The organism is Actinoplanes sp. TFC3 (assembly GCF_001553785.1).
Taxonomy (GTDB): domain Bacteria; phylum Actinomycetota; class Actinomycetes; order Mycobacteriales; family Micromonosporaceae; genus Actinoplanes.
Genome location: NZ_LOJP01000001.1, coordinates 3,745,442 through 3,767,212, shown reverse-complemented (window position 1 = coordinate 3,767,212; position 21,771 = coordinate 3,745,442). Strand labels below are relative to the sequence as shown.

Genomic DNA, 21,771 nt, shown 5'->3' with positions numbered 1-21,771 from the left:
CGTGGTCGTACGGGTGGGGTTGATCGGCACCGGCATGATCGGCCAGGACCACTTGCGCCGGCTCACCCGCGTGCTGGCCGGCGCGAGCGTCACCGCGGTCAGCGACGTGGACGTGGACCTGGCCGAGCGGGTGGCCGAGGGGCTGCCCGGCGCGACGGTGCATGTGACCGGCGAGGAGCTGATCGCCCACCCGCAGGTGGACGCCGTGGTCGTTTGCTCCTGGGGACCCACCCACGAGCAGTACGTGCTGGCGTGCATCGCCGCAGGCAAGCCGGTGTTCTGCGAGAAGCCGCTGGCCACCACGCAGGAAGCCTGCCGCCGCATCGTCGAGGCGGAAGCTGCTCACGGTTCGCGGCTGGTCCAGGTCGGCTACATGCGCCGGTACGACCCCGCCTACCAGTCGTTGCAAGCCGCAGTCGACAGCGGGCAGATCGGAACCCCGCTGATGATGCACTGCGCGCACCGCAACGCGGGGGTGCCCGGCTTCTACGACAAGGAAAGCATCATCACCGACACCGCGGTCCACGAGATCGACATGGTCCGCTGGCTGTTCGGCTCGGAGATCGTAGCGGCGCAGGTCTTCAAGCCCCGCCGCAACCGCAACGGCGGTGACCTGCAGGACCCCCTGCTCCTCCTGCTGGAAACCGCCGATGGCGCCCTGATCGACATCGAGCTGTCGGTGAACATCCGCTACGGCTACGACATCCGCGGCGAAGTGGTGGGCGAGAACGGAACGGCGACGCTGAGCTCCCCGGTGCCGGTAACCGTGCGAGCCGACGGGCGAACCAGCACCCCGGTACCCCTTGACTGGCGCGAACGATTCGCCCGGGCCTACGACATCGAGCTGCAGGAGTGGCTCGACTCGGTGGCCGGTGGGGTGGCTGAAGGGCCGAGCGCTTGGGATGGGTACGCGGCGGCTGTGGTGTCGGACGCTGCGGTGGCTGCGTTGCGGACGGGGGAGCGGGTTGAGGTTTCTCTGATGGATCGGCCGGGGTTGTACAGCTGAGGTCGCGGGTGGCTGTTGTGACGGGCGGCGGGCGGGCGGCGCCCCTTGCCCGCCGCTGATCCAGCATGCGCCTGGTCGCCTGGTGCGGTGGCTTGACTGACTGCTGGGCGCTCAAGCATTGCCGGTGGGGTGGGCTTGGCGGTCGTCGCGGTGGGGCTCGTCCCGATCGGCTTGGGCGCGCTCGCGATGTAAGCTGGCCCGCCGGCGGTGGACCTCCGGGTCACCCATCCCGGCTTCCACAGCGTCGTCGTGCAGCGCAGCGGCCGAGTCGTGCACGTCAGCGCTGACCCGCAGGGCCTTTGCCGCGTGCTCGGCCGAGCTTCTGGCCGACTCCCCGGACTCGCGGGCAAGGTCCTCGGCATGCAACGCCTGCTGACTGGTCGACCCTGTCATCCTGGTGTCCGGCTGGTCAGCAAGGTCCTGAGCCCGGCGAAGCTCCGCAAGCCGCTCAGCCGCCTCCCGGGCTCGCCGCCCGGCCCGATCGGCCCGCTCATGAGACTGCTGAGCCTGGCGCTCATGGTGCCGGCTGATCGACTGTTCATCCGACTCTGCCATAACTGCACCCTTTCCCCCGCCGCCGGTGATTCAACACCTGTTCTCCCACGCGGGACGCCCCAGCAGACCTCGTTGGAGTCAGGCTGCTGCACAGGCCGAGCCGACGCCTTGCGCTCCGGCGTCCAATACTCCTCCGCCGACGCCGACGCCGACGCCGACGCCGACGCCGGGACGGTCGAGGTGTTCACCGGCCCGCCCGCATTGCCGTCAGGGTCCCCGCCGGAGCACGAGCCCCCCGCCAGCCGCAGCGCCACCGGCACGCCCACGGCGATCACCACCACGACCGCCGCCACCACGGGCAACCACCGCCCTCGCATGCAGCGCCCCCGGCCCCTACTTGTCCTTGACCAGGTTGAACAGGCTGCCGGCGGTGTCGTCGCTGAAGTACGGCGACTGCCATTTGTACACCTTGCTCTGGTCGCCGTCGCGCCAGAACTGCCAGCTGCTGACGCCGTTCACGTACGCCCAGTTGCGGACGCCATACTCGTCCAGCCAGGGGCCGCCGCTGGCGCCGCCGGTCATGGTGCACTCCAGCATCGGGAAGCCACCGTCATCCGCGGTGGCGCCGGGGCAGGTGATCAGCTTGGTGCCGTTGTACGGTGCAGCCGACGGGTAACCCAGCATGGTCTCCGCGCGGTTGTAGCCGGAGCCCCAGCGGATGCCCTGCCCACCGACCACGTCAACGATGTGCTTGCCATCCTTGTCCTGCATCACCGCGGCGGCCACATCGTACGAGCGGTTCGCGTCGTTGATCCAGCCGGTCTTGGTCCACAGCGACTGGGCCGTCCACGTTCCGTACGGCGAACCGTTGTGGTAGGCCGGTTCGAAGATCCAGCGGCTGACGTCGAACCAGGTCCGCCCCGATCCGCCGCCGTGCACGCAGTGGCCGGCGGTGAACACGATGCGCTTGCCGTTGCTGTTGATGGTGCTGCCCGAACAGGACCGGTTCTCGCCCTTGTCGTCGACGAAGAAGATCCGCCCGGTCATGCTGTCCGTGGTCGCATCGAGCGTCCGGATCCCCGACGGCCCCACCCCGGCGAAGCTCCCGGACGTCCCGGCACGCGGCCGCGCCCCGGCAACCGCCGAGCCCCCGCGCGAAGCCGGCGACGAGGGCGAAGCCGAAAAGGCTGAAGAAGCCGAGGGCAGGTCAGCAGGCGTAGCCGAAGCCTTGCGAGCAGCCGTCCAATAGTCCTCAGCCACCGCAGCCCGAGCCCGCAGAACCGCCGGCGACCCCGCGTTCCCCGCAGCCACAGCGGCGGCCCGTTCAACAACACCCCCGCCGGTGGAAACGGGAGCCGAGGAGGCCGCAGCATCCGCCGCGGAAGCCACAACAGCAGCCACAGCAGCCGGGTCCAGGGCAGCTTGAGCCGGCCCGGACACCACTGAGCCCGCGAGCACAGCAGCCAGGGTGGAGATCGAAACACGCCTGAGCAAGGTCATCCAACGTCCATTCCGCGCGCCCGGAGGCGGTGAAGCAAGAGGCAGCAAGGGCCGGTGCCTTGGAGCGTGCCCTGGCACCACCCGACAGCCTCGATCACCGCCGGGCGTTCCACAATGGCCGCATTGACAGTGCTGGATCGGCTGTACGGTCAGCTCACCGGCACGTCGGTGAGCCGTAATCGGTCGGGGACGTCGATCGCCACGGTGCTGACCTCCGCCGGGGGTGCCGGGAACCACAGGGACAGCTTCTGGCTGCTGCCCTCCGGGATTGCCTGGTTGAGCAGCCGGTCGCACAGGCAGCGGTGATCGCCCGGCTCGCGTTCGTAGTCCAGCGGCAGCACCGCCGTGTCACCGGCGAGCAGGCGGACACCGGCAGCGCCGTACTTGGCGTACGGGTCGAACTCGTTTCTGGCGGTGAAGACGCTCTGGCCGAGGAAGTCGAGGATTGTCGCGTCGCCGCCCATCGCGGTGGCGATCAGGTCCACCTGCAGGAATGCGCCGCGCTGGATGGCTGTGCCGACGCTGAAGCCGACCGTGCCCCGGTTCAGCGGCAGCTTCACCGACAGCGGGGACTTGCCCTGCACCCCCTTGGTCCTGGGCAGCGGCACGTCCTTGGTCTGCCGCTTCGGGGTGCCCTTGAACGCGATGGTGACCCGGCGGTTGCGGGCGCGGCTGGCCGCGTCGGTGTTCGGGACGACGGGCTGGGTCTCGCCCCTGGCCGCCACTGTCGTCGGCCATTGGACTTTCGGTAGCTTCAGCGCCTTCGCCACGGCTTCGGCTCGCTGCTGCGACAGGGTCTGGTTGTGCTCGGTGGTGCCGGAGTCGTCGGTGTGCCCGGTGACCGTGAGCGGGCCCGATCCGGCCGCCTTGATGTCGGCGACCGCGGCGGCGATCGTCTTGCTGGCCTGCCCGGTCAACTGCGCGCTGTCCAGCTTGAACAGCACGTCGGTGTCGAGGTCGAGATCCACCCCGTCGCGGCCCTGCCGGGTGCGCAAACCGACATCGAGGCGTTCGGTGTACGCGTCCAGGTCCGCCACCAGCGAAGCAGCCGACCCGAGGCCCAGGTCGTCCGGTGCGGGACCGGCCATGACCGGCACGTCGGCGAACACCCCGGCGTACGGCAGCATCACCGACAGCTTGTCCACCTCGGCCGGCACCCCCGTGAACGCCGCCCGCAGCGCCTTGGTCTCGCCCTGATTGGCGCGCACCCGGCTGGAGCAGGCGCAGCTCGTGCCGTCCTCGGCCGCCAGGTAGACCCGGCGATGCTCGGTGTCCACCAGCCGCACACCGTCGAACGTGGTGGTGCCAGACGCCGAGAAGGGCCGGCTGATCTGCACCGGCCCGGCACTGTCGAGCCGGGTGCCGGCGGTGAACACGACCGTGTCACCCGTGCGGATGAGCGGCCCGACGTTCATGGTCAGCAGGTCGCCCGCCGCGTCCACCTGCCGCGTCTGCACCGGCGCAGAGGCTGCGGGGGTGGCCGGAGCAGCGGCAGCCGAGCTGGCCTGTGCACGCGGGGGGTTCGGCTTGTCGTCGGAGCAGCCGGCCAGGAGGGCGACGGCCACAGCCACAGTGATCAGGCGCCTCATCGAACCTCCAGAACTGTCATACCCGGGCGGCAGGATCACCGCATGGATCGGATGCGAGCACAGCAGATTCTCCGGACAGTCCTGGATCGAGTGCAAATCGCCGCGGCGTCGCCTGTGGATAACCGGCTGGTGGGCACCGGAGCTGCGCTTCTGCAGGGCGTGTCGCTGCCGGTGGGGGATCTGGACATCCTGGTGGCGCAGCGCTGCGACGTCGATCGGTGCGCCGCTGCGCTGGCCGATTTCGCCTGCTTGCACCCGCCGCACTGGCTGGCCGGGGCGCAGCAGTACTACGCCGAGTTCGTGGTGTCCGGCGAACGGGTGGGCTTCAGCACTGTCGAGTGGCCGACCCCCTTCGCCACGGTCGAGTGCGCGGGCAGCGGTCCCTGGCAGCACTGGGTTCCGGTCACCGTCGGCGATCATGAGGTACGAGCGGTTCGCCTCGAATTACGCCTGGTCTCCGAGCTGCTGCGCGAGCGCCCCGACCGCTACGAACCGCTGCTCGACCACCTCATCGGCACCGGGCTGGACGACGCCCTGCTCCTGCAGGCCATGGCCGACCGGGAGGTCCCCGAGCCGCTGCGCGAGCACGTGACGCGGCGGATCACTGGGCATCGGCGTACGCATATCTCCCAGGTCCCGGGGTAGGCACCGGCCCGTGACGAGAGTGATCCGAGGATGCCTGGCGGGGGCCCTGCTCTTCGCCCTGTCAGGCTGCACAGTGATATCCGGTTCCAGCGAGTCCGGTTCGGGCGAGCCGGGAACCGGCGGGGGCCGCGCCGCCACCGCCTCGCAGGGTGAGGTCATCACGCCCGCGCTCAAGGATGTCGAGCGCTTCTGGACCTCGGCATACCCGCAGCTCAGCGGCGGTAAGGCATTCCAGGCGGTGCGGGGCGGCTACCACCCGTACACCCGAAGTGATCCACCGCCGGCGTGCGGGGACCAGCCCGGGGAGTATCAGCCAAACGCCTTCTACTGCCCGGACGGCGACTTCATCGCCTGGGATGCCGAGGTGCTGATCCCGCAGCTGCAGGAGAATTTCGGGTCGTTGCTGGCCGGGGTCGTGGTCGCCCACGAGTACGGCCACGCCGTTCAAACGCGCCTCGGTCTCGGTGACCAGCCGACCGTCGTGCTGGAGCAGCAGGCCGACTGTTTCGCCGGTGCCTGGACGGCCGACGTGCTGGCCGGGCGCTCGGATGCGTTCAAGGACGTCACGCCCGAGCAGCTCGACAGCACGGTTGCTGGTCTGCTGCAGCTACGCGATCAGCCGGGCACCTCGGCGGAGAACCCGCAGGCCCACGGCAACGCCTTCGACCGGATCCGGGCGCTGCAGGACGGCGTCGAGAAGGGCGCCACCACCTGCGCCGCCTACCGTGCGGACACCATTCCGGTCACCGAGGTGCAGTTCTCCGACCCGCAGGACGCGGCCAGCGGCGGTGACCTGCCGTACGGCCAAGCCGTCAACGACCTCGCCGCCGACGCGCAGAGCTACTGGTCGCGCACGTACCCGCAGCTCGCGGAGCAGCCGTGGACGACCTTGCCGGTCGAGCCGTTCAACGGCTCGGCCCCGCAGTGCGACACCCCGGACGCCACAGCCGGCGGCTCGGCGTTCTACTGCCGCGACGGTGACTTCGTGGCGTTCGACAACCGGCGGCTCGGCCCGGCGCTGTACCAGGCCATCGGCGACAACGCGGTTGGCATGCTGCTGGGTGGGCTGTTCGCCCGCGCCGCGCAGGATCGGCGTGGGGCCGGCACGAGCGGGCAGCAGGGCCAGCTCGCGGTTGACTGCCTGAGCGGCTCCTGGACCAACGAGCTGCTCACCCGTGAACCCGGGCAGGGCCTGACGCTGTCGCCGGGCGACCTCGACGAGGCTGTGGCGGCGCTGCTGGCCTTCGGCCGGGCCGGTGACAACTCCGGGGCTGGTGCCTTCCAGCGCATCGCCTCCTACCGCGACGGGGTTCTCCAAGGCCTGAGCGCCTGTCAGTCGTGACCGGCACGCCCGGATGCTCCCAGGCATCCGGGCGTGTCCCCCCGATGTCACACCTGCTCGCGGAGTGGACCCGAGGCCCGCAAGTCGCGTGAGCACACCTGCCGGACCCGCCGCCACCGCGACGGCATGCCCGAGCTGTCGCGCAGCCCGACGATCACCGCCTGCATCGGCGCCACCGCCAGCGTGAGCGCCAGCAGCACCGCGACCAGCTCACCCACGGTCACCGCGCGGTGGGCGCCGAGGAACGCGCCCGTCATGATCAGCGCCGCGGTCACCGCGCCGATGCCGAGTTCCTGCAGTCCGTCGCTGCCCGCCTCACGCCGGATCAGGCGCACCTCCTGACGGGTACGATCACTGGCCGCTGTTTCCGCCCGTTCCTGAGCCCGCCGTCGGTCCTCGTACGCCCGGAATTCCCGCGCCCGCAGCACCAGCCGCACAATCGCGTCCTTGAGTTCGCGCTCGCGGCGGCGCACAGCTTGCACCGCCCCCCGGGTGCGCCGCCACTGCAGGCTCTGCACGAAGATGATCGTGCCCATGCTCACCACGGTCAGCAGGGCGACCTCCCACGAGTACACCGCTGTCACCCCGGCGGCCACGAGCAGGCGGCCGCTGTTGAGCACCAGCCCGGGACCGCTGAAGCGCACGTAGTGGCTCACCCGGTCGATGTCCGCGACCGCTCGCCGGATCCGGGCGGTGCGCCTCGGTTGCGGCGGCGTGGCGGGGTGCTCAAGCATGGCGGTGAACGCTTGCGTACGTACCGTGTGAAGCAGTTTTTCGGTCCGGCGCACGAGCCGGGACTCCAGCAGATAGGCGCACCACGTCGCGGTCAGCAGCCCTGCTGTGCCGATGCCGGCGGCCACGAGCACGAGACCGGCTCGGGGCTCCCCGCCGACGCTGTGATCGACCACTTGCTGCAGCGTGATCGGCATGACTGCGGTGCCGGCCGCCGCCACCAGCGCCAGGGCCGCCGTGCCGCTCTGCCACAAGGGACCCTGCCGGAAGACACGAAAGCGACTCATCATGCGGTTCCCGTCTCGGTCAGCGAAATGTTGGTGCGATGGGCGCCCCGGCGGGAGGTGCGGCGCGTCTCCAGGTAGGCCGAGCTGTCGGCCAGGCGGTCCAATTTGCCGCAGGCGGGGACCGCGGAGAATGCTGCAGCGGTGGCGTGAACCAGCTCCGGACGGGCCGGTTCGGCTTGCTCCCCGGCGGCCCCGTCGCACAGTCTTTCGATCCGGCTCAGCCCGAGCAGGCCGGTGGGCAGTTCCGCGATGACCGCGCCGATCGCAACGACCGGGGCCGGCAGCAGGCCGAGGAGAACGACTGCACTGACCAGACAGGCAATGCCGCCGGCCAGGGGACGACTTCCGGCGAGCGTGATCGCGAGCAGCATGCTGGCCACGGGCAGGGCACAGAACAGCGAGATGAACGCGGTACGTCGCCGGCGCAGCTTGATCATCACCGCGCACAGCTCGTCGGAGACGCCAGCGAAGATCGCGACTTGATCGGCGCCCGGCGTGTCGCGTCCCGGTGTGCTCGCGCGTTCGGTCAGGCCGAACACTTCCTTGCGCAGCGCGCGCGCCCGTTCGGCATGAGGTCCGACCGAGCGCAGGTAGGCGTTGCCGAGCGCGGCCAGCACGACCACCGTCACCGTTCCGATCGCCGCGAGCCACCAGCCGAGATGGGCCAGCGCGACCAGCACCGCGACGATCTTCACGGTGCTGCCGAGGGCATGCGGCAGGGGGGCCAGCGGTCGCCAGACCTTCTCGGCCGAGCGTTCCGCAGTGGCGATCAGATCCTGCGGCTGGTGGTCGGCGTGCCAGGCCACCGGCGCTTCGACGTACTTGTCGACCACCCGGCGCTGCTGGGCGTCCTGCAACCGCCGGCGCAGCATCATGGCACCCAGGCGGGTCGCGAACACCCCGCCCGCGCGCACGGCGAACAGGAAGAAGAACGCGGCGGCCAGCAGCCCGGCCATCCGGGTGTCCACCTGCCCGGTGCGCATCGCCGGGAGCCAGAGCCGGTCCACGATGGCCGGGATCAGCAGCACGACCAGAACCGGGATCAGCCGGTACGCCACAGCCGCGGCGGTGGCGATCGTGAAGACCCCCGGTTCGCGTCGCACCGCTTCGGCCAGCACCCGCCCGCTCTCGGTCAGCGCGGGAGCGCCGCCCGGCCCCACGCGCAGGGGCCGGGCGGCGTACGCATCCGGGTCACGGCCACCGGCAAGGCCCTCGCCGTGGGGCTTGCCGACGGTGTTCTGGTGCAGCACGGCCAGCGTGCGGCGGGCGAGCCCGAGCGCCTCGGGCGTGAGCCGCTCGGGGGCCGCGCCGGTGCGGACCAATTCGCGCAGCGCGTGCAGGGCCTGCTCGCGGTGCTCGGGGTCGGTGGCCACCACGGCCATGCGGCGGATACCGGCCTTCTGCTCGTGCGCCGAGGAGCTGGTCATCTCGCTCAGCGCGGTCAGATAGGCGACGTAGTTGACGTCGTCGGCGCGATGTGCGGCCATGGCAACCGCGCGGGCGGCCGAGGCCGCTGGAGCAAGCCGCCGGAGGCGGTTCCACCCGCGGGAACGCGCAATGGAGCTGTTGATGAGGTCCCGGGTGCCGACGCTGTCAGGCGGCTGGCGCTTCTTCATGTCATCCTCGTTCGTCATTCATGATTCCGATCTCGGAGTTTGCTCAGAAATCGTGTCAGTTTGCCCTCGACGGCCCGGGGCGTCTGGCCGAGTGCCGCAGCGATCTCGGCATAGGTGAAGCGCTGCACGCGCATCCGGAGAATGTCGCAGATCTCCTCGTCGCTGCAATTTGTCCATTCCCAGATCAGTCGCTTTATCTGGTCCTCGCTCAGCGATACGGCATTGTCCTCGGGCTCGTCGCTCAGGGCGACGGACGGCTGGCGCGGGTCATAGTCGGGACGCCATTCCCGGCGCGCTTTGCTGGTGACCAGCACGCAGGTGCCGACGAAATAGTCGGCCATGCTGCCGCCGCCGGCCGGGTTCCAGCCCTTCCCGGCAAGCGCGCGTTGCTCGAACAACCGCAGGGCATGCGCGACGATCAGGTCCGCCAGGCCGCCGATGGCGGTGTCGGAGCGCAGAAAATCGCGGGCGAGCGGGCGTCCGGCCCTGGCGCTGCGGGCGTGGATCCACCCGGTACGGATGAAGCTGGACACCGTTGTCAGGCCGATGCGGGCCAGCTCGGTCCGTACGATATCGGCGTGTAATCCGGTGAATTTTGATTCCACAAGCGTTTTCCAGAGTTCCTCCTCCCCGGCATTGCGATCACGAATGATGCCCGGTACATCCGGTAGCGGAATGTTCGGCGGCCGGCTCACCGGGCGGCTCCGCGCCGCAGGTCCTTCCCCGCAGGGGTGCGGGAAATGGTCGTGGTTCGCCTCACGTGCGCGGTTGCGCCGGCCCGTATCGAGTCCGGGGGCCACGCTGATTCTGATCTTTCCATGGGTCAAAAACCTTCGGTGGTCTGGAAGACAGCGACACGAACGAAGCTGTTCAGGGCGCCTGAAAAGAAGATCGAAATCGCACGCGGTCGGTGCCGCGGGCGGGCCTGGCGCCTTGTGGGGGCCGGGGCACGCGAGGGACGCTGTCGCGTCATGCAAGCCATAGGCGGGGTCCGGAGCAAAACCCCCCGCCGGTACGCCCGCAAGTGCACTGAATCACTTCTGATCGCCGGCGCGGGGCCGGTGGGCCGCGATCGCGCCTATCAGCCGGTCGAACAGATCATCGCTGCTGCCGCGGCCCGGCCGCCGTCCGGGTCATCGGCCGGCGGCGGCCGCATCAATCGAGGATGGAACCTGATGCTGGACAACACAGTAACGGTCGTGCGGCGCCTCGGTGCGTCGCCGCGCACCCGAGGGTGCTCAATGGAATGGAACTGCCCGGACATCTTCGAGCTCAGCGACGGGCAGTTCGCCGTCATCGGAGCCGACCGCAGCGAGGAGCTCCAGGCCCTGCTGCCGGCGGACGCCGGTTGCGGGGAGGACGAGAGCATCGTCGTCATTCCCCGGGCAGTGCTGCTCAGCGCCCGCGCGGACATCCCTCGCCGCTAAGCGGACCCGGCGGCGGGGTGGTCGAACTCCTGGCACACCTCGTCGCCGATCTGCGCGATCCGCCAGTGCTCGGTGCCGGGCTTCTGGGTCTGCCGGCGCACCGCGGCCCCCTCCCGCCAATAGGCGCGCATGAGGTCGCTGGCGAACAGGTAGCGCAGCGAATCACGGATCTGGTCGTCGGTGTAGCCGGCCATCACCATGGACAGCGTCGAGTGCTGGAAGACCAGGTTGGCGTACGCCATCTGGCGCTGGCGGTGCGGGTCGCTGCCGTTGCGGAACTCGGGCCACACCTGGGCCAGCGACGGGTCGTCCAGGCTCATCTTGAGCAGCTCGACGTGCAGCATCCGCATGCCCGCGTCCGCGCTGCGCCGCAGCTCGTCACGGGAGCGCTCGGCGACGCCGCGTTGCATGCGCAGCTCGTCGCGCTGGAACGACAGCTCCTTCATCTGGATCCAGAGCGTGATGATCAGCGCCACGAACGCCAGGCCGGACACGACCGTGCTGAGCACCCCGAACGACTGCCCGACATCGGCCCAGCGCCGCCAGCCGGCCGAGTCCTGCACCGGCGCCATGATCGCGACGGCCACCGTGCCGAGCCCGAGCAGCGCCGCGATCAGCACAAGGCCGGCGAGCAGGGCGCCCGCGGCCAGGACGTACCTGTTTCGCATAGTCACCGACTAAACGCTGAGAGTCATATCGACTGTCATCGTAGTGGCTGCGGGCAACGGCGGTCAGCGCACGCGCGCGACTGCCGCGTACATGGCCACCTGGTCGGCGGGCGGGGGAGTGTCCTCGCAGCGCCATTCCCCCAGCGGTACGACGCCCGGCTCGACCAGCTCGAGACCGTCGAACAGCGCGATGATCTCGTCACGGGTTCGCAGCCGGCCCGCACCGTGCTTCCCCGAGTTGATCTCCTCGGCCGCCTCTGGCGACAGGTAGTCGCTGGTGGCGTGCGAGATCACCACGTAGCTGCCCGGCGGTAAGGCACCGGTCAGCCGGCGCACGATCGCGTACAGGTCGTCGTCCTCGGGGATGAAGTGCAGGATGGCCAGCAGCAGCACCGCCACCGGCTCGGTGAAGTCGAGGTCTGCGCTGTCCAGGATCGTGGCGGTGTCGCGCAGGTCGGCGTCCACGTAGGTGGTGGCGCCGGCTGGGGAGCTGGTCAGCAGGGCGCGGGCGTGCACCAGCACCAGCGGATCATTGTCGACATAGACGATGCGCGAGGTGGGATCGAGGCGCTGGGCCACCTCGTGGGTGTTGTCCGCGGTGGGCAGCCCGGTGCCGATGTCGAGGAACTGCCGCACGCCCGCGGTGGCCGACAGGTAGCTCACCGCCCGCTTGAGGAAGCGCCGGTTCTCCACCACCGCCGTGCGGATGGCCGGGAACTTGGCCGCGATCACGTCGCCGGACGCGCGGTCGGCGGCGAAGTTGTCCTTGCCGCCCAGCCAGTAGTCGTAGCGGCGGGCCGGGTGGGCGACGGTGGTGTCGATCGACGGCGGGAGATCCATCGGCACATCCTAGAAGTCCCGGCCACGTGGGGCTACTTCGAGCTGGTCGTCGCCTCGAGCGGCTGTTGCTGTGCGGCCGGGGCCGGCATGCGGTGCAGCTTGGACGCCAGCACCGCGGCGATCGCGAGCAGGGCAAGCACGGCGATCATGGCGTTGCGCAGGCCGTAGTGGTCGCCGAGGAAGCCCAGCGCGGGCGGCCCGACCAGGAAGGCGACGTAGCCGGCTGTGGCCACCAGCGACACCCGGGCGGCCGGGTCCTCGCCGGAGTCACCCGCGGCCGACAGCGCGACCGGGAAGCCGAGGGCGGCGCCAAGACCCCAGAGCAGCACGGCGGCGGCCGCGACGACCTGGCTGTCGACCACCACGACCAGGGCGACGCCGATGCCGCCGATGACCGCGCTGGCGGCCAGCACCCGGGCTCGGCCGTAACGGTCGAGGAAGCGGTCGCCGGTGAAGCGCCCGAGCGTCATGGCGGCGGCGAACACGACGTAGACCGCCGAGCCCCAGGCGGCGTCGAACCCGTGCCCGTCGACCATGATCAGCGGCAGCCAGTCGTTCGCAGCGCCCTCGGCGAGCGCCATGGCCAGCACGATCAGCCCGATGACCAGCAGCAGCGGGTCGCGCCAGACCCGCCGGGCGGGCCCGGTGGAGCGCTCGGCCGAGGTGACCCGGCCCAGACCGGCGGGCAGGCGTCGTACGGCCAGCAGCGCCACCGGAATGCTGATCAACCCCACGACCAGCAGGTGCCAGGAGGCGGGGAACGCCACGGCGGTCAGCGTCATCCCGGCGGCGGCCCCGGCGACCGTGCCGAGGCTGAAGAACCCGTGCATGGCCGGCAGCACCGGGCGGGCGATGAGGCGTTCGACGTCGGCGCCCTCGACGTTCATGGCGACCTCGCCGCTGCCCATGCCCAGGCCGAACAGGAACAGCCCGGCCGCCACGAGCAGGCTCTGTGACAGGGCGGTGCCGAGTCCGATGACCGGGGTGCTGAGCGCGGTGATGAGGATCCCGGCGGTGACGATCGGGCGGGTGCCGAAGCGGGCCACCAGCGCCCCGGAGCCCAGGATGCCGAGCATCGAGCCGGCCGACAGCCCGAACAGCACCAGGCCCATCTCGGCAGTGGACGCGCCGAGCTGGTCGCGGATGTCCGGCGTGCGGGTCACCCACGACGAGATACCCAGGCCGGGCAGGAAGAACAGTGCGAACAGCGCGGCTCTGCGGCGGCTGACGATCCGGTCCATGTCTCCTCCTCAAGTGCGTACGACCGTACACACTTGGTGGCGTCGTTACCATGGGTCCAGCCGCAGAGGGAGGTAGCTCACGTGGGTGGCACCCGGCGCGTCGCCAATGACCCGCTGCGCAGGCAGCGCATCCTCGACGCGGCCCTGGCCGTCATCGCCGAGCGTGGGGTGCACGGCACCTCGCACCGGGGCATCGCCGCCGAGGCCGGGGTCCCGCTCGGCTCGCTGACGTACTACTTCGACAGCCTCGACGCGATCTTCGAACAGGCCTTCCAGCAGCTTGCCGACTCGATGTCCGAGCACTACCGCACGGCGTTGACGCAGGCCGGCGACGTGGCCGAGGCCTGCCTGGCGGTCACCGACCTGATCTGCGGCGACCAGTACGCCTCGGCCCGCGAACTCACGCTGCTGCACGAGATGTATGCCTACGCCAACCACAGCAAGGCGGTCGCCGAGACCTGTGCCCAGTGGCTCGGGCGCAGCCGGGCGAGCCTGTCGCAGCATTTCCCGGACCGGGCGGCGCGGGCCATCGACGCGCTCATCGAGGGCTGGCCGATGCACCAGGCCTGGGAGCACGAACCGCTGGACCGCGAGCTGGTCCGCGCCACGATCACCGCCATCGCGCAGCGCTTCGCCTGAACCCCGCGCTCAGCGATTGTCGACGATGCGGCGCATCTTGCCCAGCGAGCGTTCCACCCCGTCGGGCTCGATGACCTGCACGCTCACGCTCACCCCGATCGTCTCCTTGATCAGCCCGGCCAGCGCTGCGCCGGCGGCTTCGGCCGCCGACGGCGACACCCCGGACCGGCGTTCCACCCGGACGGTCAGTTCGTCCAGGCGCGACGGGCGGGTCAGCACACATTGGAAATGCGGGGCCAGTGCGGGCGTACGCAAAACAAGTTCTTCGATGTGGGTGGGGAAGAGGTTGACGCCACGAACGATAAGCATGTCGTCGGTGCGGCCGGCTATCTTCTCGATGCGGCGCATGGGACGGGCAGTGCCGGGCAGCAACCGGGTCAGATCGCGCGTGCGATAGCGAATGACCGGCATCGCCTCCTTGGTCAGCGAGGTGAGCACCAATTCCCCGAGCGTGCCGCCGGCAACCGGAGAACCGGTCAGCGGGTCGATGATCTCGGGGTAGAAATGGTCCTCCCAGACGTGCAATCCGTCCTTGGTCTCCACGCATTCACACGCCACTCCGGGTCCCATCACTTCCGACAGGCCGTAGATGTCAATGGCGTGCAGATCCAACTGCCCTTCGATCTCGGTACGAAGATCCTCCGTCCACGGCTCGGCCCCGAACACACCCACCTGCAGCGTCGTCGATCGCGGGTCCACGCCCTGGCGGCGCATCTCGTCGAGGATGGCCAGCATGTAGCTGGGCGTGACCATGATGACGTCGGGTTCGAAGTCGGTGATCAACCGGACCTGACGCTCGGTCATGCCACCCGACACCGGGATCACCGTGCAGCCCAGCTCCTCGGCGCCGTAATGCGCCCCCAGCCCGCCGGTGAACAGCCCGTAGCCGTACGCCACATGCACCCGATCGCCGCGGCGTCCACCCGCGGCCCGCAGTGACCGGGCCATCAGCCGCGCCCAGGTGCGCAGGTCACCCTTGGTGTAGCCGACCACCGTGGGCTGTCCGGTGGTCCCGGACGACGCGTGCAGCCGGGCGATCCGGTGGCGCGGCTCGGCGAACATGCCGAACGGGTAATGGGCTCTGAGCACCGCCTTGTCGGTGAACGGGAACTTGGCCAGATCGTCCAGCGATCGCAGGTCACCGGGGTGGGCGCCGTGCTCGTCGAACAGCGCGCGGTACGCCGGCACGTGCGTGTAGGCGTGCGAGACGGACCATCGCAGGCGGGACAGCTGCAGCTCTCGCAGCTCCGGGATCGAGGCCCGCTCGATCGGGTCCAGGTCCTGCGGCGAAGGGGTCCGGTCCTGCATGCTCAGCTCCTGACAGAGAGTCCTTCGAAAGCCAGTGCCACCACCGTCGTTGCCATCTCGCCCGCGTTGCCGCGTCCGGGGCTGTACCACTCGACCAGCGAGTTCACCATCCCGAAGAGCAGGCGCGCGGCCGTTGCCGGATCCACGTCCGGGCGGATTGCGCCCTCGGCTTGCGCCGCCTTGACCAGCACAGTCACCTCGTGGTCGAACGCGCGGCGGCGGTGCAGGGCCTCCTGCTCGATTTCGCTGTTGCCGCGCACCCTCAGCAGCAGGGTCACCGACGGTAGCCGCGACGCGAGCACCAGCACGCTGAGCCGGATCAGCGTCTCCAGCCGCTCCAGCGCGCTCACACCGCTCAGCTCACGCACCTGGGTCAGCGCCTCATCGAGACCGTCGAGCGCGTGACCGACCGCCCTCCGCAGCAACTCCTGCTTGCTGCGGACGTGGTGGTAGACGCTCGACTTGGTGATGCCGAGGCTGCGGGCCAGGTCATCCATGCTGGTGGCGTCGTAGCCGCGCTCGTTGAACAGCCGCACGGCCGCCGCCAGCACCGCTTCCTGATCATGGCCCGGCCGGCCCCGGCGGGTGGTCACGAGGGCCGCCCCGGGCTGATCGTGCGGCTGCGGCCCCGGAATTCGGCAATGACCGCGCCGTCGTGGGTCACCGTCACGTCGTAGATCCCGCTGCGACCATTGACAGATCGTTCCTTCGCGTACGCCCACAGCTCGTCACCTTCGCCGCTGGGCCGCAGAAACGTGACGTCGGCACCGGCCGCCACGGTAACCGGGCCGTGGCTGTTGCAGGCGCAGGCGAACGCGGTGTCGGCGAGCAGGTACACGTACCCGCCGTGGGTCATGCCATGGCCGTTGACCATCGCCGCGGTGACCCTCATGCGCACCTCAGCAGCGCCGTCACCAGCGGAAACAAGCTCAATGCCGAGGGCCTGGGAGGCCGTGTCGCGCTCGAACATCTCGTGTGCCGAAGTGTGCGTCATGGTGTCCAGCTCTTGATTAACCGACCGAACGGACGGTAGACAGTGGTGACAGCCAATCGCAAAGGAGCGCTGGTGACAACCCCCGCCGAGTTCTACGACAGGCACCGCGAGCTGCTCGACCGGGCGATCGATGCGGCCGCCGCGCGCGACTACTGGTCGGCGTACCCGGAATCGCCGAGCAGATCCGTCTACGGCGAGCAGGCCGCACCGGCGGGCAAACAGGCCTTCCAAGCGCTGCTCGGCAGAGAGTTCCCGATTGAGGTGCCGGGCGCGCGGACGACGGTTTCGAGCGAGCTTTCGCCGTACGGAATCGAGCTTGACGTCCGTTACCCGCAGGGCGACCCGGCCGCCTTGATCGCCGCCGCCCGCGCCGCGACACCGCAATGGCGGGCCCTCGAGCCGCAGGAGCGCGCCGGAGTCGCCGCCGAGATTCTGCAGCGGTTGAATGCGCGTATCTACGAGCTCGCGCACGCCGTTCAGCACACCTGCGGGCAAGCCTTTGTCATGGCTTTCCAAGCCGGTGGCGCACACGCGCAGGATCGCGGGCTGGAAGCCGTGGCCGTTGCGCTTGCCGAAACCACCCGGATTCCGGCGACGGCGAGCGGGTCGAAACCGCAGCGCGGCGGCGATCCGTTGCGGCTGGAAAAGACCAGCACCGCCGTGGGCCGCGGAGTCGCGCTGGTCATCGGCTGCAACACGTTCCCCACCTGGAACAGCTATCCGGGCCTCTTCGCCAGCCTGGTCACCGGCAATCCGGTCATCGTCAAACCGCATCCCGGCGCCGTGCTGCCGCTCGCCATCACCGTGCAGATCGCCCGCGACGTGCTCACCGAGGCCGGGCTCGATCCGAACCTGGTCACCCTCGCGGTCGAACAACGCGGCGAGGGCATCGCGGCCACCCTGGCCACCCATCCGGAGGTGCGCATCATCGATTTCACCGGGTCCAGCGAATTCGGTTCATGGCTCGAAGCCAATGCGCGCCAAGCCGTCGTCTACACCGAGAAGGCCGGCCTCAACACGGTCATCGTCGATTCCACCGACGACTACAAGGGCCTGCTGCGCAACCTGGCTTTCTCGTTGTCGCTCTACAGCGGCCAGATGTGCACCACCCCCCAGAACATCTTCCTTCCCGGTACGGGCATAGCCACCGATCTCGGCCCGAAAAGCCCCGCCGAATTCGGTGCCGACCTCGGCGCCGCGCTCGACAAACTGCTCGGTGATCCGCAACGCGCGGCCGGTACCCTGGGCGAAATTGTCAACGACGGGGTCCGCGCCCGCATCGCCGAAGCGGGTGACCTACCCGGCGTGCTGCGCTCGGCTCTGCCCATGGTGATCCGCGCTGCACCCAGCGACGAGAAGACGTTCACCCGGGAATGGTTCGGTCCCATCTCGTTCCTGATCACCACCACGTCCACCGCGCACAGCCTGGAACTGTTCCGCGACACCGTCCGCCAGCACGGCGCCCTGACCGCTTTGGTGCATTCGACATCACCTGAGGTGCTCGCCGACGCGCGAGAAGCCGCGCTGGATGCCGGTGTGCATCTGTCGGAGAACCTCACCGGCGGCGTCTTCGTCAACCAGACGGCGGCTTTCAGCGATCTGCACGGCACGGGAGCCAACCCGGCGGCTACCGCCTCGCTGTCCGACGCCGCGTTCGTGACCGGCCGGTTCTTCACGCTGCAATCGCGCAGGCACACCTCATGAGCACTTTCGAGGAGACGATCGCGCGCGATCAGCGGGTGGAACCGGGCGACGAGATGCCCGAGGCGTACCGCAAAACCATGATCCGGCAGATCGCCCAGCACGCGCATTCGGAAATCATCGGCATGCAACCCGAGGGCGAATGGATCACCCGGGCACCCTCGCTGCGGCGCAAAGCCATTCTGCTGGCCAAGGTGCAGGACGAAGCCGGGCACGGGCTCTATCTGTATTCGGCGGCCGAGACGCTCGGCGCGGACCGCGGCGATCTGACCCGCCGGCTGATCGAGGGGCGGCAGAAATACTCATCGATCTTCAACTACCCGACCCTGTCGTTCGCCGACGTGGGCGTGATCGGCTGGCTCGTGGACGGCGCGGCAATCTGCAATCAGGTGCCGTTGTGCCGCAGTTCGTTCGGGCCGTACGCGCGAGCCATGATCCGTATCTGCAAGGAGGAATCGTTTCATCAGCGACAGGGCTATGAACTGCTGATGACCATGATGGGCGGCACCCCGGCGCAGCGAGACATGGTGCAGGACGCGGTCAACCGCTGGTGGTGGCCGTCGCTGATGATGTTCGGCCCGCCCGACGACGCCTCGCCCAACTCGGCGCAATCCATGGCGTGGAAGATCAAGCGCCACAGCAACGACGAATTGCGGCAACGATTTGTGGACATGAGCGTGCCGCAAGCCGAGGCTTTGGGTGTCACGCTGCCCGATCCCGAGCTGGCCTGGAATGCCGGCCGCGAGCACTACGACTTCGGCACCCCGGACTGGGATGAGCTCAAACGCGTCATCTCCGGCGACGGACCCTGCAATGCCGAGCGGATCGCCCGGCGGCGGCAGGCTGACGACGATGGTGCCTGGGTGCGCGAAGCCGCCCAGGCCTTTGCTGCGAAAAGGGTGCCGGCACCATGATCAACCACGAGTGGCCGTTGTTCGAAGTTTTCGTGCGGGCCAAGCGCGGGCTCAACCACGTGCACGTCGGCTCCCTGCGCGCGGCCGACCACGAGATGGCTCTGCACCATGCCCGTGATCTGTACACGCGGCGCAACGAGGGCGTGAGCATCTGGGTGGTGCGATCCGACCAGGTGGCCTCGTCGAGCGCCGAGGACAAGCAAGCCTTTTTCGAGCCGAGCGGGGACAAGGTCTACCGGCACCCGACCTACTACACCATTCCCGGCTCCGTGCCGCATATCTGAGACGGACGGCATGGCTGACGCATACGAATCGCTAACCGACCACGAGGACGATGCGCGGTGGGCGTACGGCACCGGCTTCTCCGATCCGCTGGCCGGCGTCGACACCACCGTGCCATCCGGCATCGACCACGAGGATCTGGCTGCCTATTGCCTGATGCTGGGCGACGACGCGCTGATCATGTCGCACCGCCTCCAGCAATGGGTAACCCGCGCGCCTGAGACAGAGGACGAACTGGCCATCGCCAACATCGCCCTCGACCTGCTGGGCCAGGCCCGGTTGCTGCTCAGCCGCGCAGCCTTCGTATCCGGTTCGGGCGACGAGGACTCCCTGGCCTACCTGCGCCCGGCTTCGCAGTTCCGCAACGTCAACCTGGCCGCCCGAGCGGATGCTGATTTCGCCCACCTGGTGGCCCGGTTGCTGATGTTCTCGTCGTGGCGGCTGGCGCTGTTCGACCGGTTGACGGGGGCGGCTGATCCGGTGCTGTCGGCGATTGCGGCCAAAGGCGTGAAGGAATTGACGTACCACCGCGATTATGCGGCTCAGTGGGTCTTGCGGCTGGGGGACGGGACTGAGATTTCGCGCGGGCGGATGCGGGCTGCGGTGGGGGATCTACTGGGCGGGTCGCTGGTCGATGAGTTGTTTGCGGTGCATGAGGTTGAGGAACGGCTGGCGGGGGTTGCGGTATCCCCGGGGGGTGTGAAGGAGGAAGTGCTGTCGGTTTGGGGGCAGGTGATGCGGGCGGCGACCCTTGCTGAGGGGGTGGGCACGACTGCGCCGGCGGGGGGCCGGCCCCCCCCGGGCCCCCCGCCCCCCCCCCCCGGCGGGGGTGGGCACGACTGCGCCGGCGGGGCCTTCGCCCGTGCGGGCTCGGCCTTTCCCCGCGCCGGCTGGGCGTGACGGCGTGCATGGCGCTGAGCTGGGCGAGATCCTGGATGAGCTGCAGAGCGTCGCCCGGCAGACGCCCGGGGGCACGTGGTGACGAGCGCCGCCGCCTCCACCGCCGCGACCGTGGCCGCCGGGGTGGCGGATCCCGAGATGCCGATGCTGACGCTGGGCGATCTGGGGATTCTTCGCGGCGTGGACGAGGAGCCTGGCCGGGTGATTGTCACCATCACCCCCACATACTCGGGATGCCCGGCCATGCAGACGATCCGTGACGACCTGACCGTTGCTCTACGTGCGGCCGGTTACCGCGAGGTCGAGGTGCGTACCGTTCTCACTCCCGCCTGGACCACCGACTGGATCACCGCCGACGGCCACGACAAGCTGGCCGCCGCGGGGATCTCCCCGCCCGGTCCGGCTCCCCGGCGTGCCGCGGGGCCCGTTCCGCTCACCTTGGTTCCCCGGGCGTCGGCCATTTCCTGCCCCCGTTGTGGTAGCCCGGAAACCGAGACGATCACCCCGTTCAGTGCCACCGCTTGCCGGTCGTTGCACCGCTGCACGGTGTGCCTTGAGCCGTTCGAGCATGTCAAGGAGATCTGAGTGGTTGCCTATCACGGGCTGCGGGTGGCGGCGGTCGAACGGTTGTGCGCCGATGCCGTTGCCGTGACGTTCGCGGTGCCGCCGGAGCTTGCCGGACAGTTCGCGTTCCGGCCCGGACAATCGTTGACCGTGCGGCGCAATGACGAGCGGCGGACCTACTCCATCAGCGCGCCTTTCGGATCCTTGCCGAGAATTGGGGTACGGGAGGTGCCGGGCGGCCTGGTGTCGTCATGGCTTGTGCATCAGGTGCGGCCGGGCGACGTGGTCGAGGTGGCCCCGCCGAGCGGCTCGTTCACGCCTGACCTCGAGCGGGGTGGGCGGCACGTGCTGATCGCCGCCGGCTCCGGGATAACCCCCGTGCTGTCCATCGCGGCATCATTGTTGCGCCATCCGACAAGCCAAGTCTCCATTCTGTACGGCAACCGGCGCGCCGAAACCGTCATGTTCGCCGAGGACCTGGCCGACCTCAAGGACGCCTACTCGGATCGGCTGGAACTGGTGCACGTATTGTCGCGGGAGGCTCGGGAAACCGAACTGCTGAGCGGGCGACTCGACGCGGAGAAGCTGCGCACGTTGCTACCGTTGCTCATCGATGTCGACGGGGTCGATCACTGGTGGCTGTGCGGGCCGTACGGGATGGTCAGCGATGCCGTGGCGGTGCTGGGATCGTACGGAACAAGCGATGATCGCATTCACCGGGAACTCTTCTGGGTCGATGAAGCACCCCCGGAATTGATCCGCGACGAGCGGCAGAGCGACGGAACGCCGACCGAGGTGACGGTGGTGCTCGACGGGCGGGCGACCACGATCGCGGTGGCCGCCGGGCAGACCATCCTGGAAGGAGCGCAGCGCTCCCGGCCGGATCTGCCGTTCGCTTGCAAGGGCGGCGTGTGTGGAACGTGCCGGGCGAAGGTGACCGAGGGTGAGGTACGGATGCGGCGCAACTTCGCTCTGGAAGCGGGCGAGGTGGCGCAGGGTTATGTGCTGACCTGTCAAGCGATCCCCGAGACGGTGAAGGTCATCGCGGACTTCGACGTCTGAGCAAGCCGCGCGCAGGACG

The 21,771-nt window shown here is 69.4% G+C and carries 23 protein-coding genes; 11 read left to right on the top strand and 12 right to left on the bottom strand.

Annotated elements, in window-relative coordinates:
* The first annotated feature begins 1 nt into the window (after window position 1).
* Window positions 2-1,006 (top strand): Gfo/Idh/MocA family protein, encoded by a 1,005-nt coding sequence (locus TFC3_RS16970; RefSeq protein WP_067500790.1) that lies wholly within the window; start codon window positions 2-4, stop codon window positions 1,004-1,006.
* A gap of 111 nt (window positions 1,007-1,117) precedes the next feature.
* On the opposite strand, the gene TFC3_RS16965 is transcribed toward TFC3_RS16970, so the two are convergent.
* The 3 genes from TFC3_RS16965 to TFC3_RS16955 form a co-directional block, all read right to left on the bottom strand.
* Window positions 1,118-1,561, bottom strand: coding sequence for a hypothetical protein (locus tag TFC3_RS16965; protein WP_067500788.1), 444 nt, complete (start codon window positions 1,559-1,561; stop codon window positions 1,118-1,120).
* Window positions 1,562-1,894: 333 nt separating this feature from the next.
* On the bottom strand, window positions 1,895-3,001 hold the full coding sequence (locus tag TFC3_RS37110) for a serine protease (RefSeq protein WP_153040266.1): 1,107 nt from the start codon (window positions 2,999-3,001) through the stop codon (window positions 1,895-1,897).
* Between the two features lie 149 nt (window positions 3,002-3,150).
* Window positions 3,151-4,590 carry an OmpA family protein gene (locus TFC3_RS16955; RefSeq protein WP_067500783.1) on the bottom strand — a complete coding sequence of 480 codons (1,440 nt, stop codon included), beginning with the start codon at window positions 4,588-4,590 and terminating at the stop codon, window positions 3,151-3,153.
* Window positions 4,591-4,632: 42 nt separating this feature from the next.
* Here TFC3_RS16955 and TFC3_RS37105 point away from each other — a divergent pair, with 42 nt between their 5' ends.
* Both TFC3_RS37105 and TFC3_RS16945 read left to right on the top strand, forming a co-directional pair.
* Window positions 4,633-5,235 (top strand): hypothetical protein, encoded by a 603-nt coding sequence (locus tag TFC3_RS37105; RefSeq protein WP_161952609.1) that lies wholly within the window; start codon window positions 4,633-4,635, stop codon window positions 5,233-5,235.
* Between the two features lie 10 nt (window positions 5,236-5,245).
* Complete coding sequence (locus tag TFC3_RS16945; protein WP_067500779.1) at window positions 5,246-6,577, top strand: neutral zinc metallopeptidase; 1,332 nt, start codon at window positions 5,246-5,248, stop codon at window positions 6,575-6,577.
* Between the two features lie 47 nt (window positions 6,578-6,624).
* Here TFC3_RS16945 and TFC3_RS16940 read toward each other — a convergent pair whose 3' ends face one another.
* The 3 genes from TFC3_RS16940 to TFC3_RS16930 are packed head-to-tail and all read right to left on the bottom strand — an operon-like array spanning window position 6,625 to window position 9,907.
* Entirely contained in the window at window positions 6,625-7,596 is a 972-nt protein-coding gene (locus TFC3_RS16940) for an ABC transporter ATP-binding protein (protein WP_161952608.1), read from the bottom strand.
* Complete coding sequence (locus TFC3_RS16935) at window positions 7,596-9,230, bottom strand: ABC transporter ATP-binding protein (protein ID WP_067500775.1); 1,635 nt, start codon at window positions 9,228-9,230, stop codon at window positions 7,596-7,598. The genes TFC3_RS16940 and TFC3_RS16935 overlap by 1 nt, the downstream gene beginning before the upstream one ends.
* A complete protein-coding gene (locus tag TFC3_RS16930; protein ID WP_153040264.1) occupies window positions 9,227-9,907 on the bottom strand; it encodes a hypothetical protein in 681 nt (226 codons plus the stop codon). Before TFC3_RS16930 ends, TFC3_RS16935 begins: the two co-directional genes overlap by 4 nt.
* A gap of 546 nt (window positions 9,908-10,453) precedes the next feature.
* Here TFC3_RS16930 and TFC3_RS16925 point away from each other — a divergent pair.
* Complete coding sequence (locus tag TFC3_RS16925) at window positions 10,454-10,639, top strand: hypothetical protein (RefSeq protein WP_201787255.1); 186 nt, start codon at window positions 10,454-10,456, stop codon at window positions 10,637-10,639.
* Here the strand turns inward: TFC3_RS16925 and TFC3_RS16920 are convergent.
* The 3 genes from TFC3_RS16920 to TFC3_RS16910 all read right to left on the bottom strand — a co-directional run bounded on the left by TFC3_RS16920 (window position 10,636) and on the right by TFC3_RS16910 (window position 13,388).
* On the bottom strand, window positions 10,636-11,307 hold the full coding sequence (locus TFC3_RS16920) for a DUF6082 family protein (protein WP_067500771.1): 672 nt from the start codon (window positions 11,305-11,307) through the stop codon (window positions 10,636-10,638). The two genes, TFC3_RS16925 and TFC3_RS16920, sit on opposite strands and share 4 nt — an antisense overlap.
* A 63-nt stretch (window positions 11,308-11,370) precedes the next feature.
* The gene (locus TFC3_RS16915; RefSeq protein ID WP_067500769.1) at window positions 11,371-12,147 is read right to left on the bottom strand and encodes an SAM-dependent methyltransferase; all 777 of its coding nucleotides are present in this window, start codon (window positions 12,145-12,147) and stop codon (window positions 11,371-11,373) included.
* Between the two features lie 32 nt (window positions 12,148-12,179).
* Window positions 12,180-13,388 carry an MFS transporter gene (locus TFC3_RS16910; protein WP_067500767.1) on the bottom strand — a complete coding sequence of 403 codons (1,209 nt, stop codon included), beginning with the start codon at window positions 13,386-13,388 and terminating at the stop codon, window positions 12,180-12,182.
* Window positions 13,389-13,469: 81 nt separating this feature from the next.
* Between TFC3_RS16910 and TFC3_RS16905 the strand changes: the two genes are divergently transcribed.
* Entirely contained in the window at window positions 13,470-14,027 is a 558-nt protein-coding gene (locus TFC3_RS16905) for a TetR/AcrR family transcriptional regulator (RefSeq protein WP_067500765.1), read from the top strand.
* Between the two features lie 9 nt (window positions 14,028-14,036).
* On the opposite strand, the gene paaK is transcribed toward TFC3_RS16905, so the two are convergent.
* The 3 genes from paaK to paaI are packed head-to-tail and all read right to left on the bottom strand — an operon-like array spanning window position 14,037 to window position 16,329.
* Complete coding sequence (gene paaK / locus TFC3_RS16900; RefSeq protein ID WP_067500764.1) at window positions 14,037-15,335, bottom strand: phenylacetate--CoA ligase PaaK; 1,299 nt, start codon at window positions 15,333-15,335, stop codon at window positions 14,037-14,039.
* Window positions 15,336-15,337: 2 nt separating this feature from the next.
* Entirely contained in the window at window positions 15,338-15,928 is a 591-nt protein-coding gene (locus TFC3_RS16895) for a TetR/AcrR family transcriptional regulator (protein WP_067500762.1), read from the bottom strand.
* Window positions 15,925-16,329: a hydroxyphenylacetyl-CoA thioesterase PaaI gene (gene paaI, locus TFC3_RS16890; RefSeq protein ID WP_067500760.1), complete on the bottom strand. Its 405-nt coding sequence runs from the start codon at window positions 16,327-16,329 to the stop codon at window positions 15,925-15,927. The genes TFC3_RS16895 and paaI overlap by 4 nt, the downstream gene beginning before the upstream one ends.
* 69 nt (window positions 16,330-16,398) lie before the next feature.
* Between paaI and paaN the strand changes: the two genes are divergently transcribed.
* The 6 genes from paaN to paaE all read left to right on the top strand — a co-directional run bounded on the left by paaN (window position 16,399) and on the right by paaE (window position 21,752).
* Window positions 16,399-18,033 (top strand): phenylacetic acid degradation protein PaaN, encoded by a 1,635-nt coding sequence (paaN, locus tag TFC3_RS16885; RefSeq protein WP_369819681.1) that lies wholly within the window; start codon window positions 16,399-16,401, stop codon window positions 18,031-18,033.
* On the top strand, window positions 18,030-18,944 hold the full coding sequence (paaA, locus tag TFC3_RS16880; RefSeq protein ID WP_067500758.1) for a 1,2-phenylacetyl-CoA epoxidase subunit PaaA: 915 nt from the start codon (window positions 18,030-18,032) through the stop codon (window positions 18,942-18,944). The genes paaN and paaA overlap by 4 nt, the downstream gene beginning before the upstream one ends.
* Window positions 18,941-19,228 carry a 1,2-phenylacetyl-CoA epoxidase subunit PaaB gene (gene paaB / locus TFC3_RS16875; protein WP_173745328.1) on the top strand — a complete coding sequence of 96 codons (288 nt, stop codon included), beginning with the start codon at window positions 18,941-18,943 and terminating at the stop codon, window positions 19,226-19,228. Before paaA ends, paaB begins: the two co-directional genes overlap by 4 nt.
* A 10-nt stretch (window positions 19,229-19,238) precedes the next feature.
* A complete protein-coding gene (paaC, locus tag TFC3_RS40185) occupies window positions 19,239-20,126 on the top strand; it encodes a 1,2-phenylacetyl-CoA epoxidase subunit PaaC (protein ID WP_082772107.1) in 888 nt (295 codons plus the stop codon).
* Window positions 20,127-20,204: 78 nt separating this feature from the next.
* Window positions 20,205-20,711 (top strand): 1,2-phenylacetyl-CoA epoxidase subunit PaaD, encoded by a 507-nt coding sequence (paaD, locus tag TFC3_RS16865; RefSeq protein WP_255363769.1) that lies wholly within the window; start codon window positions 20,205-20,207, stop codon window positions 20,709-20,711.
* A complete protein-coding gene (gene paaE, locus TFC3_RS16860; protein WP_067500756.1) occupies window positions 20,712-21,752 on the top strand; it encodes a 1,2-phenylacetyl-CoA epoxidase subunit PaaE in 1,041 nt (346 codons plus the stop codon).
* The last annotated feature ends 19 nt before the right edge of the window (window positions 21,753-21,771 follow it).

Bases quoted from the DNA above. Each gene is read 5' to 3' on its own strand.
- TFC3_RS16955 (WP_067500783.1), bottom strand. From the start codon at position 4,590: ATGAGGCGCCTGATCACTGTGGCTGTGGCCGTCGCCCTCCTGGCCGGC.
- paaK (WP_067500764.1), bottom strand. From the start codon at position 15,335: ATGCAGGACCGGACCCCTTCGCCGCAGGACCTGGACCCGATCGAGCGG.
- TFC3_RS16940 (WP_161952608.1), bottom strand. From the start codon at position 7,596: ATGAGTCGCTTTCGTGTCTTCCGGCAGGGTCCCTTGTGGCAGAGCGGC.
- paaI (WP_067500760.1), bottom strand. From the start codon at position 16,329: ATGACGCACACTTCGGCACACGAGATGTTCGAGCGCGACACGGCCTCC.
- paaB (WP_173745328.1), top strand. From the start codon at position 18,941: ATGATCAACCACGAGTGGCCGTTGTTCGAAGTTTTCGTGCGGGCCAAG.
- TFC3_RS16915 (WP_067500769.1), bottom strand. From the start codon at position 12,147: ATGGATCTCCCGCCGTCGATCGACACCACCGTCGCCCACCCGGCCCGC.
- TFC3_RS16965 (WP_067500788.1), bottom strand. From the start codon at position 1,561: ATGGCAGAGTCGGATGAACAGTCGATCAGCCGGCACCATGAGCGCCAG.
- TFC3_RS16910 (WP_067500767.1), bottom strand. From the start codon at position 13,388: ATGGACCGGATCGTCAGCCGCCGCAGAGCCGCGCTGTTCGCACTGTTC.
- TFC3_RS16920 (WP_067500771.1), bottom strand. From the start codon at position 11,307: ATGCGAAACAGGTACGTCCTGGCCGCGGGCGCCCTGCTCGCCGGCCTT.
- paaA (WP_067500758.1), top strand. From the start codon at position 18,030: ATGAGCACTTTCGAGGAGACGATCGCGCGCGATCAGCGGGTGGAACCG.
- TFC3_RS37110 (WP_153040266.1), bottom strand. From the start codon at position 3,001: ATGACCTTGCTCAGGCGTGTTTCGATCTCCACCCTGGCTGCTGTGCTC.
- TFC3_RS37105 (WP_161952609.1), top strand. From the start codon at position 4,633: ATGGATCGGATGCGAGCACAGCAGATTCTCCGGACAGTCCTGGATCGA.
- TFC3_RS16935 (WP_067500775.1), bottom strand. From the start codon at position 9,230: ATGACGAACGAGGATGACATGAAGAAGCGCCAGCCGCCTGACAGCGTC.
- paaC (WP_082772107.1), top strand. From the start codon at position 19,239: ATGGCTGACGCATACGAATCGCTAACCGACCACGAGGACGATGCGCGG.
- TFC3_RS16925 (WP_201787255.1), top strand. From the start codon at position 10,454: ATGGAATGGAACTGCCCGGACATCTTCGAGCTCAGCGACGGGCAGTTC.